Source organism: Enterobacter cloacae complex sp. GF14B (assembly GCF_004136805.1).
GTDB lineage: Bacteria > Pseudomonadota > Gammaproteobacteria > Enterobacterales > Enterobacteriaceae > Enterobacter > Enterobacter hormaechei_C.
Window position 1 is genome coordinate 34,980 of sequence record NZ_QFRV01000018.1, and the last position, 17,182, is coordinate 52,161.

21 protein-coding genes are annotated in these 17,182 nt (G+C 54.9%); 5 read left to right on the top strand and 16 right to left on the bottom strand.

Annotation, left to right across the window (positions count from 1 at the left end; translation table 11 throughout):
- Positions 1-24 precede the first annotated feature (24 nt).
- From DD606_RS08685 to DD606_RS08705, 5 genes are all read right to left on the bottom strand, one after another.
- Positions 25-978, bottom strand: a complete 954-nt coding sequence (locus tag DD606_RS08685) for a transketolase family protein (protein ID WP_003861452.1) — start codon at positions 976-978, stop codon at positions 25-27.
- Positions 971-1,801, bottom strand: coding sequence for a transketolase (locus DD606_RS08690; protein ID WP_045350216.1), 831 nt, complete (start codon positions 1,799-1,801; stop codon positions 971-973). Before DD606_RS08690 ends, DD606_RS08685 begins: the two co-directional genes overlap by 8 nt.
- Positions 1,798-3,189 (bottom strand): PTS ascorbate transporter subunit IIC, encoded by a 1,392-nt coding sequence (locus DD606_RS08695; RefSeq protein ID WP_129258526.1) that lies wholly within the window; start codon positions 3,187-3,189, stop codon positions 1,798-1,800. Before DD606_RS08695 ends, DD606_RS08690 begins: the two co-directional genes overlap by 4 nt.
- 21 nt (positions 3,190-3,210) lie before the next feature.
- A complete protein-coding gene (locus tag DD606_RS08700) occupies positions 3,211-3,483 on the bottom strand; it encodes a PTS sugar transporter subunit IIB (RefSeq protein WP_003861447.1) in 273 nt (90 codons plus the stop codon).
- A 79-nt stretch (positions 3,484-3,562) separates the two neighbouring features.
- A complete protein-coding gene (locus DD606_RS08705; protein WP_022651541.1) occupies positions 3,563-4,006 on the bottom strand; it encodes a PTS sugar transporter subunit IIA in 444 nt (147 codons plus the stop codon).
- Between the two features lie 236 nt (positions 4,007-4,242).
- On the opposite strand from DD606_RS08705, the gene DD606_RS08710 reads away from it, so the two are divergent.
- Complete coding sequence (locus tag DD606_RS08710) at positions 4,243-5,262, top strand: LacI family DNA-binding transcriptional regulator (protein WP_003861441.1); 1,020 nt, start codon at positions 4,243-4,245, stop codon at positions 5,260-5,262.
- A gap of 3 nt (positions 5,263-5,265) precedes the next feature.
- Here DD606_RS08710 and yfcD read toward each other — a convergent pair whose 3' ends face one another.
- From yfcD to yfcF, 3 genes are read right to left on the bottom strand one after another with little or no spacing between them, the layout of a single operon-like run.
- Positions 5,266-5,832 carry an NUDIX hydrolase YfcD gene (gene yfcD / locus DD606_RS08715; RefSeq protein WP_003861439.1) on the bottom strand — a complete coding sequence of 189 codons (567 nt, stop codon included), beginning with the start codon at positions 5,830-5,832 and terminating at the stop codon, positions 5,266-5,268.
- Positions 5,833-5,887: 55 nt separating this feature from the next.
- Complete coding sequence (gene yfcE, locus DD606_RS08720) at positions 5,888-6,439, bottom strand: phosphodiesterase (protein ID WP_017692997.1); 552 nt, start codon at positions 6,437-6,439, stop codon at positions 5,888-5,890.
- Positions 6,440-6,495: 56 nt separating this feature from the next.
- The gene (gene yfcF, locus DD606_RS08725) at positions 6,496-7,140 is read right to left on the bottom strand and encodes a glutathione transferase (protein ID WP_003861435.1); all 645 of its coding nucleotides are present in this window, start codon (positions 7,138-7,140) and stop codon (positions 6,496-6,498) included.
- Positions 7,141-7,280: 140 nt separating this feature from the next.
- Between yfcF and yfcG the strand changes: the two genes are divergently transcribed.
- From yfcG to DD606_RS08745, 4 genes are all read left to right on the top strand, one after another.
- On the top strand, positions 7,281-7,910 hold the full coding sequence (gene yfcG / locus DD606_RS08730) for a GSH-dependent disulfide bond oxidoreductase (protein WP_003861434.1): 630 nt from the start codon (positions 7,281-7,283) through the stop codon (positions 7,908-7,910).
- 75 nt (positions 7,911-7,985) lie between these two features.
- A complete protein-coding gene (gene folX, locus DD606_RS08735) occupies positions 7,986-8,354 on the top strand; it encodes a dihydroneopterin triphosphate 2'-epimerase (RefSeq protein WP_003861432.1) in 369 nt (122 codons plus the stop codon).
- Between the two features lie 13 nt (positions 8,355-8,367).
- Complete coding sequence (locus DD606_RS08740; protein WP_003861430.1) at positions 8,368-9,261, top strand: TIGR01777 family oxidoreductase; 894 nt, start codon at positions 8,368-8,370, stop codon at positions 9,259-9,261.
- 44 nt (positions 9,262-9,305) lie between these two features.
- Positions 9,306-9,806, top strand: coding sequence for a GNAT family N-acetyltransferase (locus DD606_RS08745; protein ID WP_022651543.1), 501 nt, complete (start codon positions 9,306-9,308; stop codon positions 9,804-9,806).
- 140 nt (positions 9,807-9,946) lie between these two features.
- Here the strand turns inward: DD606_RS08745 and hisP are convergent, their stop codons facing one another.
- The 8 genes from hisP to cvpA all read right to left on the bottom strand — a co-directional run bounded on the left by hisP (position 9,947) and on the right by cvpA (position 16,995).
- Positions 9,947-10,720, bottom strand: coding sequence for a histidine ABC transporter ATP-binding protein HisP (gene hisP / locus DD606_RS08750; RefSeq protein WP_003861426.1), 774 nt, complete (start codon positions 10,718-10,720; stop codon positions 9,947-9,949).
- Between the two features lie 9 nt (positions 10,721-10,729).
- Positions 10,730-11,443: an ABC transporter permease gene (locus tag DD606_RS08755; protein ID WP_003861424.1), complete on the bottom strand. Its 714-nt coding sequence runs from the start codon at positions 11,441-11,443 to the stop codon at positions 10,730-10,732.
- On the bottom strand, positions 11,440-12,126 hold the full coding sequence (locus DD606_RS08760; protein WP_015572256.1) for a histidine ABC transporter permease HisQ: 687 nt from the start codon (positions 12,124-12,126) through the stop codon (positions 11,440-11,442). Before DD606_RS08760 ends, DD606_RS08755 begins: the two co-directional genes overlap by 4 nt.
- 88 nt (positions 12,127-12,214) lie before the next feature.
- On the bottom strand, positions 12,215-12,997 hold the full coding sequence (gene hisJ / locus DD606_RS08765; protein WP_023295090.1) for a histidine ABC transporter substrate-binding protein HisJ: 783 nt from the start codon (positions 12,995-12,997) through the stop codon (positions 12,215-12,217).
- Between the two features lie 226 nt (positions 12,998-13,223).
- On the bottom strand, positions 13,224-14,006 hold the full coding sequence (gene argT, locus DD606_RS08770) for a lysine/arginine/ornithine ABC transporter substrate-binding protein ArgT (RefSeq protein WP_015572255.1): 783 nt from the start codon (positions 14,004-14,006) through the stop codon (positions 13,224-13,226).
- 290 nt (positions 14,007-14,296) lie between these two features.
- Positions 14,297-14,866 (bottom strand): UbiX family flavin prenyltransferase, encoded by a 570-nt coding sequence (locus tag DD606_RS08775; protein ID WP_032659653.1) that lies wholly within the window; start codon positions 14,864-14,866, stop codon positions 14,297-14,299.
- Between the two features lie 89 nt (positions 14,867-14,955).
- On the bottom strand, positions 14,956-16,473 hold the full coding sequence (purF, locus tag DD606_RS08780) for an amidophosphoribosyltransferase (protein WP_008502595.1): 1,518 nt from the start codon (positions 16,471-16,473) through the stop codon (positions 14,956-14,958).
- Positions 16,474-16,506: 33 nt separating this feature from the next.
- Positions 16,507-16,995 (bottom strand): colicin V production protein, encoded by a 489-nt coding sequence (cvpA, locus tag DD606_RS08785; RefSeq protein WP_000262116.1) that lies wholly within the window; start codon positions 16,993-16,995, stop codon positions 16,507-16,509.
- Between the last annotated feature and the right edge of the window lie 187 nt (positions 16,996-17,182).

Consider the following 17,182-nt stretch of genomic DNA (forward strand, 5'->3'; position numbering starts at 1 on the left):
CGACCACACGGTCGCCTTTTTTTATTACAACAGCTCCCGCGCCGCCGACACAATGTCATGTGCCGTCAGGCCATACTCCTTTTGCAAGAAGTCCTGCGTGCCCACCTGACCATATCGTTCCTTCACCCCCACCCGACGCAGGGGCACCGGACAGGTTTCCACCAGCACTTCCGCCACCGCCGACCCCAGCCCGTTGTGAATGCTGTGGTTTTCGCAGGTCACAATACGCCCGGTTTTCTCGGCATAGTTTTTCACCAGCATCCGATCGATAGGCTTCAGGGTAAACATGTCGATGACCGCTGCGCTTACCCCCTCCTGCTCCAGCTGGCGCGCCGCCTCCAGCGCTTCCGCCACCATAATGCCGTTAGCAATCAAGGTAATATCGGTTCCCTCGCGCAGCACGTTGCCCTTGCCGATGGTGAAGGTTGACCCCGGGGCATACACGCTCGGGGCCTGTTTACGGATGGTCCTCACCCAGTAGAAGCCTTCCAGGTCGATAAGCTGACGCAGCACATCTTCGAACATCACCGCATCGGTCACCTCCAGCACCACTGAATGCGCCAGACCGCGCACGATGCCCATGTCCTCGAACGACATATGCGTCCCGCCGTTGTGGCAGGCCGTCACGCCCGCATCCGAGGCAATCACCTTCACGTTATTGCGCTGGTAGTCCAGGGACATAAACAGCTGGTCGAAGCAGCGACGGCTGGCAAAGGCGGTAAAGGTATGGACGAACGGCTTACGTCCGGTGAGCGACAGCCCGGCGGCCGTCCCAATCACGTTAGCCTCCATAATGCCGCAGTTGATGACGTGCTGTGGATAATCACGCGCTACGCCGTCCATCGCCATCGAACTCATCAGATCCGCTTCGAGCGCAATAATCTCGCTCCCGGCCTCAATCTGTTTTGCCACAAAACCCGCGTAGACCTTACGCATCTCAACGGCATCTTTCTGTCCTGTCGGTGCAACCTTAATCATGTGAAGCCTCCAGTTGGCGAATCGTCTCGTTGAGCGCCGCTTTGCTCTCCTCAGTTAATCGCAGGTGATGCGAGTTGCTGAGCTGTTCCAGGTATGGCACCCCCTGCCCTTTGATGCTGTCGAGGATCACCACCCGCGGACGCGCATCGGCCGCAGCGATCGGCGCGGTCACCTCCAGCAGCGCCGGAATGTCATCCCCTTTCACCGTTACCACGTCAAAACCAAAGGCGCGGAATTTGCCTTCCAGGTCGAAGGCGCTGATGATTTCGTCCAGCTCGCCGTCGAGCTGCTGTTTGTTCCAGTCCACGAATACCGTCAGGTTGTTCAGTCGATGGTGAGCAATAAACTGGAAGGCTTCCCAGCACTGTCCTTCGTTCAGCTCCCCGTCACCGACGATGCAGAACACCCGGTTTGGCCTTCCTGCCAGCTTGTGCGACAGCGCCATGCCGCCAGCGATGGAGATCCCCTGCCCCAGTGATCCGGTGGTGGCATCCACGCCGCGTGTTTTCAGGCGATCCGGGTGACTTGGCAGACGCGTCCCGTTCTGGTTCAGCGTGCTCAGCTCGTCAATCGGGAAGTAGCCCTTAATCGCCAGCGTGCTGTACAGCGCCGGGCCCGCATGGCCTTTCGACAGCACAAAGTAATCGCGCTCTGGCCAGTCCGGATCGGCCGGGTCAATTTTCATCACCGCGCCGTACAGCACCGCCAGCGTTTCAACGACTGACATGCTGCCGCCGTAGTGCCCAAAACCCAGCTGCGTAAGGGATTTCAGCGTCTCAAGGCGAATCTGACGCGCCAGTTCGGTTATTTCATTCTCATTCATGATTTGGCTCCGGGGTTTTCCTGCGCGTTACCGCTGGCAGGTTTGTTTTTAGCGAAGACGTTGTAGGCCACCAGCAGCGCGAACAACACAACAACCAGTCCGGTGATGGCAAACGGCGACAGGAAGCGCGCCAGGTTGCCCAGCACAATCCCGACCGCACCAAAATCAGCGTCCGAGAAGGTCGTATTCGCAAAGCCAATTGCGCCCAGAACAGGCAGCAGCAGGACCGGGAGGAAGGTGATCAGCAGGCCATTAGCAAAGGCGCCAATCATTGCCCCGCGGCGTCCACCGGTGGCGTTACCAAACACGCCCGCCGTTGCACCGGTGAAGAAATGCGGCACGACGCCCGGCAGGATCAGCACCCAGCTAAACTGACCGCAGATGAACAAGCCCACAATCCCGCCGACGAAACTAAACAGGAAGCCAATCAGCACCGCGTTTGGCGCATACGGGTAGACTACCGGACAGTCCAGCGCAGGCCGCGCATTGGGCACCAGTTTTTCCGAGAAGCCAGTAAAGGCCGGGACGATTTCCGCCAGAATCAGGCGCACGCCCTGCAAGATGATGAACACGCCTGCCGCGAAGGTGATGGCCATAATGATGGCGTACACCAGGTAGTTCTGGCCGCCGCTGAAGGTGGCCTCCACGTACTCACGTCCGGCGCTCACCGCCATGATCAGGTAGATAATCATCATGGTCAGGGAGATGGAGATTGAACTGTCACGCAGGAAGCTAAGGTTCTTCGGCAGGTTCATCTCTTCGGTGGAGCGCGAACCTTTACCGACCTTGATGCCAATCCAGCCGGACAGCACGTAGCCCAGCGTGCCGAAATGACCGAAGGCGATCTCATCGTTGCCGGTAATACGCTTCATATAGCGCTGCGCAATCGCCGGGAAGAAGGCCATAATCAGGCCGAGGATCAACGAGCCGGTAAAGACCAGCCCGACCCCCTCGAAGCCTGCAACCGTCAGGATCACGCCAATCATGCATGCCATGTAGAAGGTGTGATGCCCGGTGAGGAAGATGTATTTCAGGCGGGTAAAGCGCGCAACAATAATATTCGCCACCATCCCGAAGGCCATAATGAGCGCGGTGGAAGCGCCATATTTTTCCAGGGCAATCGACACAATAGCTTCATTGTTGGGAATAATGCCCTGAATATTAAAGGCGTGCTCAAACATACCGCCGAGCGGATTTAATGAGCCCACCAGCACGGTTGCGCCGCCGCCCAGTACAATAAAGCCGAGAATGGTTTTAATTGTGCCTTTTACCACATCCGAAAAGGCTTTTTTCTGCGCCACAAGACCAATCAGGGCAATTAAACCGACCAGCACTGAAGGGACTTTTAAAATATCAACAACGAAGTTCAGCGTTTCAAGGATAAACATATCCACCTCGCCTTATCAGGATTATTGTCTTTCGAACCAGGCGCGCAACTGCGCTTCGAGTTCGTTAATATCGATGATATTGTTGATCACCACCAGCTGGCTTTCCGGCACGCTGGCGCTTGCGGCAATGTCTTTCGCCATTACAAACAGGTCCGCCGCGCCCGGCGTAGCCGAGGAGAGATCGGAGTGTTCAACCTCGGCCTCAATTTCCAGTTTTTTGAGCACCTTTTTAATATTCATTTCGACCATAAAACTGCTGCCCAGGCCGGAGCCGCAAATAGCCATGATTTTCATTGTTATCCCCTTTTTTGAGTAGAGTACGCCCCATCACGCTGACGCGTAATGTTGAGATGAATCGGATTAAATAATTAAATCAGAAGCGATCGATGATGGTTTTTATCTCCTCCAGCGTATTCGCCCGATGTAATTCAGCCATATCTTCGTCGCTGGAAAATAATTCCGCTAAGGCTGAGATCATTTCGATATGGCTATGCTTGTCCGGCGCCGCCAGCATCACAATCACATCGACGGGGTCAAACTCACCGGCACCAAAAGAGACACCCTGTTTCAGTTTTAATAATGACAGGCCAAGTCCTTTCGCCCCTTCTTCCGGTCGCGCATGGGGCATTGCCAGCCCTGGAGCCAGCACATAGTAGGGACCTAACGTGTGATGCTGCTCGATGATAGCCGTGACATATTCCGGCGCAATGACCTGCAAATCCAGCAGCGGTTTCGCGCACAGTTCCAGCGCCTGGGGCCAGCTTTCAACGCTATCCTGTAGGATGATGGTTGTATCATATATCCATTTTTTGAGCATTTTTCACTCCCGCTAAAGACCAGACATGGGCAAACTCTATTCAACCCATCAATTAATGACTGCGATCGCGATCACAAAGATAGCGCTACCAACAACTAACATGCAGAACTGTGATAGCGCTATCAAATTACTATCATGGTGCGAAATCACAGCAAAAAAAGGGATTTAAGGCGTATACTGCCTGTCACGTAAAATGAAGGATGAAACTGAATCGCGTCCTGTCAGCAGGAAGATGTATGTCTTTAACCCGAAAACGGCGCAGTACCGGAAAAGTAACGCTCGCGGATGTCGCGCAGCTTGCCGGCGTAGGCACGATGACTGTTTCCCGTGCCCTCCGCACGCCCGAACAGGTTTCCGATAAACTGCGTGAAAAAATTGAAGCCGCGGTGCAGGAGCTGGGATACATGCCCAATCTTGCCGCCAGCGCACTGGCATCGGCATCGTCATGGACGATTGCGATGGTTGTACCCAATCTTTCCGAAGCTGGCTGTTCCGAGATGTTCGCCGGGCTACAGCAGGTGCTCCAGCCAGCCGGATATCAGATCATGCTGGCGGAATCTCAGCATCGTCTTGAACAGGAAGAGAAACTGCTTGAAACGCTGTTGGCCTCGAACATCGCCGCGGCGATACTGCTCAGCGTCGAGCACTCCGATACCGTGCGACACTGGCTAAAAAACGCCTCTATCCCGGTGATGGAAATGGGTGCAATGCGTGCCGATCCGATTGATATGAATATCGGGATTGATAACGTCGCCGCCATGTATGAACTTACCGAGATGGTGATTCAGCGCGGCTACCAGAATATCGGCCTGCTGTGCGCTAACCAGGAACAGTGGATTTTTCAGCAGCATTTGCAGGGCTGGTACAAGGCGATGCTGCGCCACCACCTGGCGCCGAACAGAGTGATTAATGCCGCCATGCCGCCGAACTTCTCCACCGGCGCGGCACAATTGCCAGAGTTCCTGCTGGCGTGGCCGGAGCTGGATGCGCTGGTGTGCGTATCAGATGAACTGGCCTGCGGCGCGCTATATGAGTGCCAGCGTCGGCGCATCAAGGTGCCGGACGATTTAGCGGTCGTAGGTTTTGGCGACAGCGACGTCAGCCGCGTCTGTCAGCCGCCGCTGACGACGATGGCAGTACCGCATCGCAAGATTGGGATTGAAGCCGGGAAAGCGTTACTGGAACGTCTTAATGACGGAGACTGGCGCGACCATAAACCCATCGCGTCCAGCCTGTGTCTGCGGGAAAGCTGTTAAGGCTTACTCAGCCTCTTCCTCTTTTTCCGCCTTATTTTCCGGTTTAGCGGATTCGTTTTTGGCGTTGCGGGTCATCCACAGCGCCAGTGCTTTAAGGGAATCCGGAGTGAATTCGTCGCAACGCGCGGTGATCTCTTCCGGCGTCATCCAGCTGACTTCGCTCACTTCCTCTTCCTGCAAGGCGAACGGACCGTGGGAAACGCAGCTAAACAGCCCGCCCCAGACGCGGCAATGCTCATCTTCGAAATAAAACTGCCCGTGCTCGGCAAACGGCACGCCAGCGATACCTAACTCTTCTTCCGCTTCACGACGCGCGGAATCCAGCAGCACTTCATCGGCCTGCACGACGCCACCCGCTGTGGCATCCAGCATACCAGGAAGAAAATCTTTGGTGTCGGTGCGACGCTGGACCAGAATCTTGCCCATGCCGTCATGAACAACGATGTACGTCGCGCGGTGACGCAGACGCTCCGCACGCATTTGTTCGCGGCTGGCCTGCGCGATCACTTCATTTTCTTCGCTGACAATGTCAACCCATTCAGTACTTGCCAAATGATTCTGCTCCACCATCGGGAAACCTTCTCGTCTAAGCGCTCTTTCGGCGCGTTTGCAGTTGTGGTGTAACTTACGGATTAATCGCTATCTGCGCAATAACTTGCTGATCATTAAGTGCGATAACGCTTAATGTCCCGTCTTCATACATGCCGTAGCTTGCCGGGTTGCCGCCTTTAGGAATGCTGACAGACCCGGGGTTAAAGTGATAAAACGCCCCGCGCTTTTCCGCCACCGGAATATGAGTATGACCATAAACCAGGACATCGCCAGCGGCGAGTGACGGCAGGTTATCCGGGCCGAACAGGTGCCCGTGGGTCAGGAACAAACGGCTGTTTTCCATCAACACCTGTTGCCAGGGAGCGGTAATGGGAAAATGCAGCAGCATCTGGTCAACTTCACTGTCACAGTTGCCGCGAACGGCGATAATGCGCGAGGCAAAATGATTAAGTTTTTCCGCCACCTGCGCGGGAGCATAGCCTTCCGGCAACGCATTGCGTGGGCCGTGATTTAACACATCGCCCAGGATCACCAGCCATTGCGCCCCGCTTTGGGCGAACAGAGAAAGCACGCGTTCGGTGGCGGGCAGCGATCCATGAATATCCGACGCAAACATCAGTTTCATCAGTTACTCCTCGGGAATACAGACTGCCCCTATCATACCTCAAGCGTCCCGTCTTATCAGCCCGCGCGCTTAGCAGAGAGTGCCAGATAGCGCTGTACCGACGCGCGTTGCCACTGGAATGTGGCGTAATCCACCAGCAGTTGTGGGACGTCATCCCCGTTGAGGATCAGGCGATTGAGCATCAGCGCCAGATCGGTGTCGGCAATACACCACTCGCCAAACAGGTTGGGGTTACCCTGCGCCAGCAGCGATGACGCAGTTTCAATCAGCTTCCGGGCGCTGGATAAGCCTTCCTCACTGAGGGCGGGCTTTTTGACGCCAGCGAACACCACGTCCGTGGAGCGTTCTGTGCGAATCGGCACCAGGTCGCTACGCAGCCACGCCTGGATCTGGCGGGCACGGGCGCGCTTTTGCAGATCGTGAGGATAGATGCGTTCCCATTCAGGCGGGGCAAAGCGGTCCTCAAGGTACTCGTCAATCGCCGAAGATTCACTCAACTCAAAACCGTCGATCTCCAGCACAGGGACTCGGCGAGTGAGCGCGTAGCCCTGCCACTGAGGCTTCAGGTGTTCGCCGCTGTCCAGGTCAACGGTTTTCAGAGTAAAAGTAAGCCCCTTTTCTGCCAGCGCCACATAAACGCTCATGACATAAGGAGAAAAAAAGTTCGCATCGGACCACAACGTTATTACAGGCTGGCTCATAACATCCTCTTCGGCTGATCGGTTTTCACTCAACATATAATCTCTTTGCCTCGCTGTCACTTGATGAAAACTCACGATTTACAACAAGCACCTATACTGATTTTTCATGGCAACACTATTCGCACTGACAGGAGTTGAGAATGATAGATCTCTATTATGCCCCCACCCCTAATGGCCATAAGATCACACTCTTTCTTGAAGAAGCCGAAGTGGACTACCGGATCATTCGCGTGGATATCAGTAAAGGCGACCAGTTCCGCCCCGTTTTTCTGGCCATCTCGCCCAACAATAAAATTCCGGCCATCATTGATAACCTGCCCTCTGACGGCGGCAAACCGTTAAGCCTGTTTGAGTCCGGAGAGATTTTGCTCTATCTGGCAGAGAAAACCGGCAAGCTCCTGAGCGGTGAGTTGCGCGAGCGTCATCACACGCTGCAATGGTTATTCTGGCAGTCGAGCGGCCTCGGGCCGATGCTGGGGCAGAATCACCACTTTACGGCCTATGCGCCGCAGACGATCCCTTACGCCATTGAGCGATATCAGGTCGAAACCCAGCGCCTGTACGGGGTACTGAACCGTCGGCTGGAAAAATCACCGTGGCTGGGAGGTGAGCATTACAGCATCGCAGATATCGCCTGCTGGCCGTGGATCAATACCCATGAACGCCACCGGATCGACCTGGCCACTTATCCGGCGGTGAACAACTGGTTTGAGCGCATCCGGACCCGCCCGGCCACCGAACGCGCCATGCAAAAAATCCATCAGATTTGATCCTGCGCCCCGTTGGGTGCAGGTGTTCTCCTCATGTATGATGAGGTGAAAATACTGACACGGAGAAGACCTGCAATGTCCCAGCATGACGCTATTATTCGTATAAAAAACTTACGCTTACGCACGTTCATTGGTATCAAAGAGGAGGAGATCGCGAATCGCCAGGATATCGTGGTGAATGTGGTGATCCACTACCCGGCAGACAAGGCGCGCGCCAGCGAAGACATCAATGACGCGTTGAACTATCGCACGATCACCAAAAGCATCATCCAGTACGTAGAGAACAACCGTTTTGCGCTACTGGAAAAATTAACTCAGGATGTGCTCGACATCGCACGCGAACACCACTGGGTCACTTATGCTGAAGTGGAGATCGATAAACTTCACGCCCTGCGCTACGCCGACTCCGTCTCCATGACGTTAAGCTGGCAGCGCCAGGCGTAAACCTGGAGGTTGTATGAAGATCCTGCTCACCGGCGGTACGGGCCTGATTGGTCGCCATCTCATTCCACGTTTGCAGGCGTTGCATCACGACATTACCGTGGTCACGCGCAGCCCGGAGAAAGCGCGCCAGGTGCTGGGCACCGGCGTTGAGATCTGGAAAGGCCTGGCGGAAAGGCAGGATCTGAACGGCTTTGACGCCGTCATCAACCTTGCAGGCGAACCAATCGCCGATAAACGCTGGACCGAAGAGCAAAAACAGCGTTTATGCAGCAGTCGCTGGAATATGACCGAAAGGCTGGTTGAGCTGATTCGCAACAGCGAGACGCCGCCCTCGGTGCTGATTTCAGGCTCTGCTACAGGCTACTATGGCGATCTTGGTGAAGTGGTGGTGACCGAAGAAGAGCCGCCGCACAACGAGTTTACCCATAAACTCTGCGCCCAATGGGAGCGTATCGCCTGCGGGGCGCAGAGCGATAACACCCGCGTCTGCCTGCTGCGCACCGGCGTGGTGCTTGCTCCGAAAGGCGGTATTCTCGGTAAAATGTTGCCGCCGTTTAAAATGGGGCTTGGCGGGCCCATCGGAAACGGTCGTCAGTATCTGGCGTGGATCCATATCGACGATATGGTCAACGGTATTCTCTGGCTGCTGGATAACGACCTGCGTGGGCCGTTTAACATGGTCTCTCCGTATCCGGTACGTAATGAGCAATTTGCTCATGCCCTGGGTCATGCCCTGCATCGCCCGGCGGTGCTGCGCGTGCCTGCGACGGCGATTCGTCTGCTGATGGGTGAGTCTTCGGTGCTGGTACTGGGCGGGCAGCGCGCGCTGCCAAAACGGCTGGAAGCGGCCGGGTTTACGTTCCGCTGGTATGACCTGGAAGAGGCGCTGGGGGATGTGGTGCAGTGAATATGTTAGAGTTATACGCCATGTCTGGATGATATGGCGTAACTATGGCAACCATCACCACAACCCGGCTTAACCTCACCCCTTTCGAACCTTCTGACTGGGCATTCTTCCGCTCTCTGCGCGAAGACCCCGCCATCATGCGCTATATGGCCGCTATTACACCGGAAAAAGAGACGCGCCGCGTATTTGCCGCACGCCTGATGGCGGAGCATGTCTTTGTAATCCGTCTGCATAACGACGTGAAGCCGCTCGGGGATATCGGCCTGCAAATCAGTGCGGCGAACCGTGAAGAGGCGGATATTGGCTACACGGTTGTGCCTGCCGCGCAGGGAAAAGGCATTGCCAGCGAAGCGCTGCGCGCGGTGTGTGAGTATGCATTTAACCAGACGGGCGTGAAGGCGATAAACGCGTACGTGCTGGCGGATAACGTCGGGTCGGTGCGGGTCCTTGAGAAAGCGGGTTTTGTGCGCACGCAGGTGCTGGAGAAGGCGTACGAGATTAACGGCGTACGGTATGACGACTGGGTGTATCGGCTCGAGTGTTGAATGCCGGGCGGCACTGCGTTTGCCCGGCCTACGGTTTTTGTAGGCCCGGTAATCGAAGCGCCACCGGGCAATTGGGCGGCTCTGCGGCCTGATGCCCTCACCCCGGCCCTCTCCCACAGGGAGAGGGAGAAAGGCCAAACCTACTTCAACGAGCCTTTCAGGAACTGCTGCAAACGCGGGCTTTGCGGGTTCGCCAGCACCTCGTCCGGATGACCCTGCTCTTCAATCTTGCCCTGATGCAGGAAGATAACGTGGTTAGAAACGTTACGGGCGAAGCCCATCTCGTGCGTCACCACCACCATTGTTTTGCCCTCTTCCGCCAGCTTCTGCATGATGCGCAGCACTTCGCCAACGAGTTCAGGATCCAGCGCGGAAGTCGGTTCGTCAAACAGCAACACTTCCGGCTCCATCGCCAGCGCACGGGCGATAGAAACACGCTGCTGCTGCCCCCCTGACAGGTGCACCGGATATTTGATCTGCTGCCGCTCGTCGATACCCACTTTCGCCAGGTATTTGACCGCACGCTCGCGGGCTTCCTGCTTGCTTAAGCCGAGCACCTGAACCGGCGCTTCCATCACGTTCTCCAGCACCGTCATGTGGCTCCAGAGATTGAAGTGCTGAAACACCATTGTCAGACGCGTACGCAGCAGGCGTAGCTGATTTTTATCCGCCACTTTAAGCTGGCCGTCTTTATCACGGACCATGTTGATGTTCTGTCCGCTCACCACAATCGACCCTTCGCTCGGCTTTTCGAGGAAGTTGATGCAGCGCAGGAAGGTACTTTTACCCGAACCTGATGAGCCGATAATACTGATCACGTCGCCCGCGTTAGCCTCCAGCGACACCCCTTTCAGCACTTCATGTTCGCCGTAGCGCTTGTGCAAATCAATTACGTTTAATTTGTTCTCAGCCATCATAAATTCTCAGTGCGTCGACGGTTTTATATGCTGCAACCAGCGTTTTTCAGCCTTACGGAACAGGCTGATCAGGACGTAAGAAATGATCAAATAGAGCACTGCTGCAATGCCAAACGCCGTAAACGGCTGGTAGGTGGCAGAGTTAATATCGCGGGCAATCTTTAACAGATCCGGTACCGTGGCGGTAAACGCCAGTGCCGTCGAATGCAGCATTAAAATCACTTCGTTGCTGTACGCCGGCAGCGCAATACGCAGCGCCGAAGGCAGAATAATACAGCGGTAGAGCTTCACGGACGAGAAGCCGTACGCGCGCGCCGCCTCGATCTCACCGTGCGGCACAGAACGGATGGCCCCGGCGAAGATCTCGGTGGTATAGGCGCAGGTATTGAGGGTCAGTGCCAGCACCGTACAGTTCAGACCGCTGCGGAAGAACGCGTTCAGCATCTCGGTGCCTTTCACGATCTCCAGCGTGTACATCCCGGAATAGAACACCAGCAGCTGTACGTACAGCGGCGTACCGCGAAACACGTAGGTGAACAGCCAGATAGGGAACTGAATAAATTTATTGTTCGACACGCGGCCAATGGCGAGAAACACCGCCAGAATGCCGCCCATTACCACCGAGGAGATCAGCAGCCACAGCGTGATCGCCACGCCAGTAAAGCGGTAGCCATCTGTCCAAAGCAGGGATTTCCAGTACTCCTGAATAATCTCAATCACAGGTCAGCCCTCTTCACACCCACGGAGTAGCGACGTTCGAGCAGAAGCAGCACACCATTGGAGACGGTCGTAAAGACCAGATAGATTACGCCGCAAACCACCGCAAAATAGAACGGTTCCCAGGTGCTTTTACCTGCCAGCTGCGTGGCCTTCACCACATCTTCCAGACCCAGCAGGGAGACCAGCGCCGTTGCCTTGAGAATAACCTGCCAGTTGTTCCCGATGCCCGGCAGCGCGTAGCGCATCATGGCCGGGAACATGATCCGGCGAAACGTTTGTGAGGAGGTAAAACCGTAGGCGGTCGCCGCTTCAATATGCCCTTTCGGCACGGCCATGTAAGCGCCGCGGAAAGTCTCAGTGAAATAGGCACCGTAGATAAAACCAAGGGTAATAATACCGGCCACCATCGGGTCGATATCGATCTGCTCCATGCCGATGGCATCCGTCACGCCGTTAAGTGCGATTTGCAGGCCGTAAAAGATCAGCAGCATCAGCACCAGGTCAGGCACGCCGCGAATCAGCGTGGTATAGCCTTCAAATATCAGCGCCAGCGGTCTGTTGGCGGATAATTTTGCCCCCGCGCCCGCCAGGCCTATCAGCACCGCCAGCACCACGGAGCTGATAGCCAGCTCAAGGGTGACAAGCGCGCCCTGTAAAATAACGCCAGAAAATCCGTACAGCATACCGCGTGCCCTGTCGTCTCGTGAGTGGTGGAACCGTGTCTTTTCCCCTCCCGGAACGGGAGGGGCCGCACGTTATCAGACGGGGCGATTAGCCGCCGTAAACATTAAAATCGAAGTACTTTTTCGCCAGCTTGTCATAGGTGCCGTCCGCGCGCATCTCGGCGAACGCTTTGTTCAGGGCTTCACGCAGTTCGTTGTCTTCTTTACGCAGGCCCATACCGGTGCCAACGCCAAAGAGTTTTTCGTCCTTAATGGACGGACCGCCGAACTTGTAATCTTTACCCACAGGCTGTTTCAGGAAGCCTTCGCTTGCCGCCACTTCATCCTGGAATGCTGCATCAATGCGGCCTGCCGTCAGGTCTGCGTAGATGTTTTCCTGACCCTGGTAAGAGACAATTTCAATCCCCTTTGGCGCCCAGTGCTCGTTGCCGTAGGTTTCCTGCGTAGTACCCTGCAACACGCCCACGCGTTTGCCTTTCAGAGATTCAAGGGTTGGCTGAATGTCAGAGGATTTCGCCACCACCAGACGTGAGTCCGCCGCGTAGAGTTTGTCCGTGAAGGCAATCTCCTGCTGACGTTTTTCAGTGATGGACAGGGAGGACATGATCACGTCAATTTTCTTCGCTTTCAGGGACGGGATCAGCGCATCCAGCGGGTTTTCAACGTAGGTACATTGCACTTTAATGCGTTTGCACAGCTCGTTAGCCAGATCGATGTCAAAACCGACCAGTTCTCCCTTCGCATTCTTCGATTCGAAAGGTGCATAGGTTGGGTCAGTTCCAATACGAATTTTCTGCGGAATTGCTGCGAATGCCGCGGTGGCGCTGGAAAAAGCCAGTACCAGAGAAAGTGACAACACCAGTTTTTTCATATCTGTCCTCAACAAACTGTCTTAATACGAGATTTTTACGACGACGGGGTGTTGTTAATGTGCCATTAATCCCCTCATTCAGGCAAAGATTAATGCCTTTGTACGGGAATTTTTGCATTATAAATGCTTAACTATGCACACAGCGATCCAGCATGGTGCATGCGTTGCACCATGCTGGAACATAACCCCGCAGAGATGCACCACTTCAGTGCATCTATTTCAGGCATTAATCACCGTAGACGTTGAAATCGAAGTATTTCTTCGCCAGTTTGTCGTAGGTACCGTCTTTACGCAGCTCATTAAACGCTTTGTCGAAGGCGGCTTTCAGCTCGGTATCATCCTTACGCAGGCCAATACCGGTACCGTCGCCAAAGTATTTTTTGTCTTTTACCGACGGGCCGGCAAAGGCGTACTCTTTACCCGCAGGCTGTTTCAGGAAGCCTTCGCTCGCGGCGACTTCATCCTGAAACGCCGCATCCAGACGGCCTGCCGCCAGGTCAGAGTAGATCAGATCCTGGTTCTGGTAAGCCACAACATCGACGCCCTTCTCGCGCCAGTTAGCATTGGCGTAACCTTCCTGGGTCGAGCCCTGAAGCACGCCAACATGTTTGCCTTTCAGCGAGTCGATGGTCGGCTGGATTGGCGAGCCTTTCGCGGCAATCAGACGTGAGTCGGCAGCGTAGAGCTTCTCAGAGAAGGCGATCTCCTGCTGACGTTTTTCCGTGATGGAGAGAGAAGAGATAATGGCATCAATTTTCTTGGCTTTCAGCGACGGGATCAGCGCGTCAAAGTCACTGCCCACCCATGTGCATTTCACTTCCATGCGTTTGCACATCTCATTTCCCAGATCGATATCAAACCCCACGAAGTCGCCTTTCGCATCCTTGGAGGAGAATGGCGCATAGGTTGCGTCTGTACCGATACGAACTGTCTGTGGAAGCGCTGCATAGCTACTTGCTGCCGCACTCAAGCCCACGAGCAAAGACAGAGCCAGAACCGTCTTCTTCATACATTTACCCTCAAGAACCGTGATTTTATTATGGTTTATGTTGTGTGTTGTGTTGCAGGCTGCTCTTGCAGGTCTTATGCCACATTGTCGTCGGGATAAAACTACGACGTTAAATATGTTAATAAAACGTTGCGATACTGCCTTAATGGTGAAAGATAGCAGGTCTGCCGAACGAACCGGAAAGAGAAAAAAGGAAAAAGCGAATTAAATGTCGAGGATATGATCGCGGTTGCAGTTTTGCCCTGAAACAGGGCAAATTGTCTTTCCATGCACCTTGTTTGTGCACAGCTTCACGCCCCCTGCCAGCGGGTAAAGAGATCTTCCGGCAGGTCGATATCGAACTGATCCAGCACGCGGTTAACGGTCTGGTTGATGACATCGTCCAGCGTTTGCGGACGATGATAGAACGCGGGGACCGGCGGCATAATCACGGCCCCCAGTTCGGCTGCCTGCGTCATTAAACGCAGATGTCCCAGGTGCAGCGGCGTTTCCCGCACGCAGAGCACCAGAGGACGACGCTCTTTCAGCACCACATCCGCTGCACGCGTCACCAGCGTGTCGGTATAGCTGTTTACAATGCCGGAAAGGGTTTTAATCGAACAGGGCAAAATAACCATGCCGGCCGTTTTAAACGAGCCCGAAGAGATGCTGGCGGCGATATCGCGGGCATCGTGGACAACGTCAGACAGGGCCTGAACGTCGCGCAGAGAGAGATCGGTTTCAAGAGAGAGGGTCTGACGCGCCGCCTGGCTCATCACCAGATGGGTTTCTACGCCTGCAACGTCACGCAGCACCTGTAACAGCCGGATGCCATAAATCGCGCCGCTGGCACCGCTGATCCCTACAATGAGTCGTTTCATGATTTTCGCCCTTGCTGATTTCAGGGCAGACTGTGCAGGATTTTACTGGGAGTTGCAAGTGAGGGCGAGCGCCCTCACCTGCATACGCATCAACCTTCGTTGTGCATCTCTAAGCTTTCGAGATCGTTTTGCAGCTGGACGGCTTTCGCATCGTCGTTACGCAGAGAATCCAGATAGTCGAGATACTGCTGGTCAACGTCTTTCGTCACGTAGATCCCATTGAATACCGAGCATTCGAACTGCTGAATATCCGGGTTCTCGGCGCGCACCGCGTCGATCAGATCGTTCAGATCCTGGAAAATCAGACCGTCGGCACCGATGATCTGCCGGATTTCGTCTACTTCACGACCGTGAGCAATCAGCTCGTTAGCGGTTGGCATATCAATGCCATACACGTTCGGGAAGCGAATTTCCGGCGCTGCGGAGGCAAGATACACTTTCTTCGCCCCGGCCTCACGCGCCATCTCGATGATCTGCTCAGACGTCGTGCCGCGCACAATGGAGTCGTCCACCAGCAGCACGTTCTTGTCGCGGAACTCGGCGCGGTTAGCGTTCAGCTTACGACGTACTGACTTACGACGCAGCTGCTGGCCCGGCATGATAAAGGTGCGGCCCACGTAGCGGTTTTTCACGAAGCCCTGACGGTACGGCTTGTCCAGAATACGGGCAATCTCCAGCGCGATATCACAGGAGGTTTCAGGGATTGGGATGACGACGTCGATGTCGAGATCGTCCCACTCGCGGGCAATCTTCTCGCCCAGCTTCGTCCCCATATTGACGCGCGCGCTGTAAACGGAAATCTTGTCGATGAACGAGTCCGGACGCGCGAAGTAAACGTATTCGAACAGGCACGGGTTGCTCACCGGATTGTCGGCGCACTGACGGGTAAACAGCTGGCCCTTCTCAGTGATGTAGACCGCTTCGCCTGGCGCGACATCACGCAGGAATTCGAAGCCCAGAGTATCCAGCGCCACGCTTTCGGAGGCAACCATGTACTCGGAACGGCCATCGCCGAGATCACGTTTGCCGAGCACCAGCGGGCGAATGCCGTTTGGATCGCGGAAGGCTACCATGCCATGACCGATGATCATCGCCACGCAAGCATACGCGCCACGGATCTGGCGATTAGTCGCGGCAACGGCAGCAAAAATGTTGTCTGCTTCCAGCGGATAATGGCGGAAGTTATCCAGCTCGCTGGCAAAGATATTGAGCAGGATTTCAGAATCAGAGGTGGTGTTAATGTGGCGACGTTTCTCTTCAAACAGCTTTTTACGCAGCTCGTGGGCATTGGTCAGATTGCCATTGTGGGCAAGCGTGATGCCATACGGGGAGTTAACGTAAAAAGGCTGAGCCTCAGAGGCGCTGGAACTGCCAGCAGTAGGATAACGAACGTGACCGATCCCCATATTACCTTGCAGACGCTGCATATGGCGGGCTTCAAATACATCGTTTACCAGGCCGTTCGCCTTGCGTAAACGGAAGCAGTTGTTTGCATCAATGGTGATGATACCCGCAGCATCCTGCCCACGGTGCTGAAGCACCGTTAACGCGTCATAAATCGACTGGTTTACCGGCATGAAACCGGCGATACCGACAATACCGCACATTCGTCTTTTCCTCGTTAAGCCACATCTCAGGGTTTATGCCCTGGGCAAGAAACTCGACGAGCTTTGCAGATAGTCAAAGAACCATCTGATGATGAAGCTGAACTCCGGAATGAGCTGCGATTTTTGCCAGTCTTCACTTTTGGAGAACCCGGTAAAGGTATCCAGGAAGAACAGGATCGCGGCCACAATGAGCACGCCTCGCAACGCGCCGAAACAGATGCCGAGCACCCTGTCCGTTCCTGACAGACCGGTTTTCTCGACCAGCTGACCTATCACGTAATTGACGATAGCGCCGACAATCAGCGTCGCGATAAACAGCACCGCGATGGCGATTCCGTTTCGGACCAGTTCATCTTCAAAGCCCGTGAACCAGACAGACAGGTAAGTGTAGTAATGACTGGCAACAAAGAAAGCACAACCCCAGGTTACCAGCGATAACGCTTCACGAACAAAGCCACGGATCAGGCTAACCAGACAGGAAAAACCAATCACCGCAATGATGGCGTAATCAATCCAGACCATATGTGTCCCACGATTAAACGCCCTGTCATCCAGTTCGGGGCGAATTCTAACAGAAAAAGAAAACGTTTGCGTAGGGATTTCCTTCCCACGCATAAATAAAAAAGGCGCTGAAAAAATGCTCAACGCCCCGCACCTTTGACGTTTCTGTGAACGTCTGCCTCCCCCTCACCTCGGCCCTCTCCCTCAA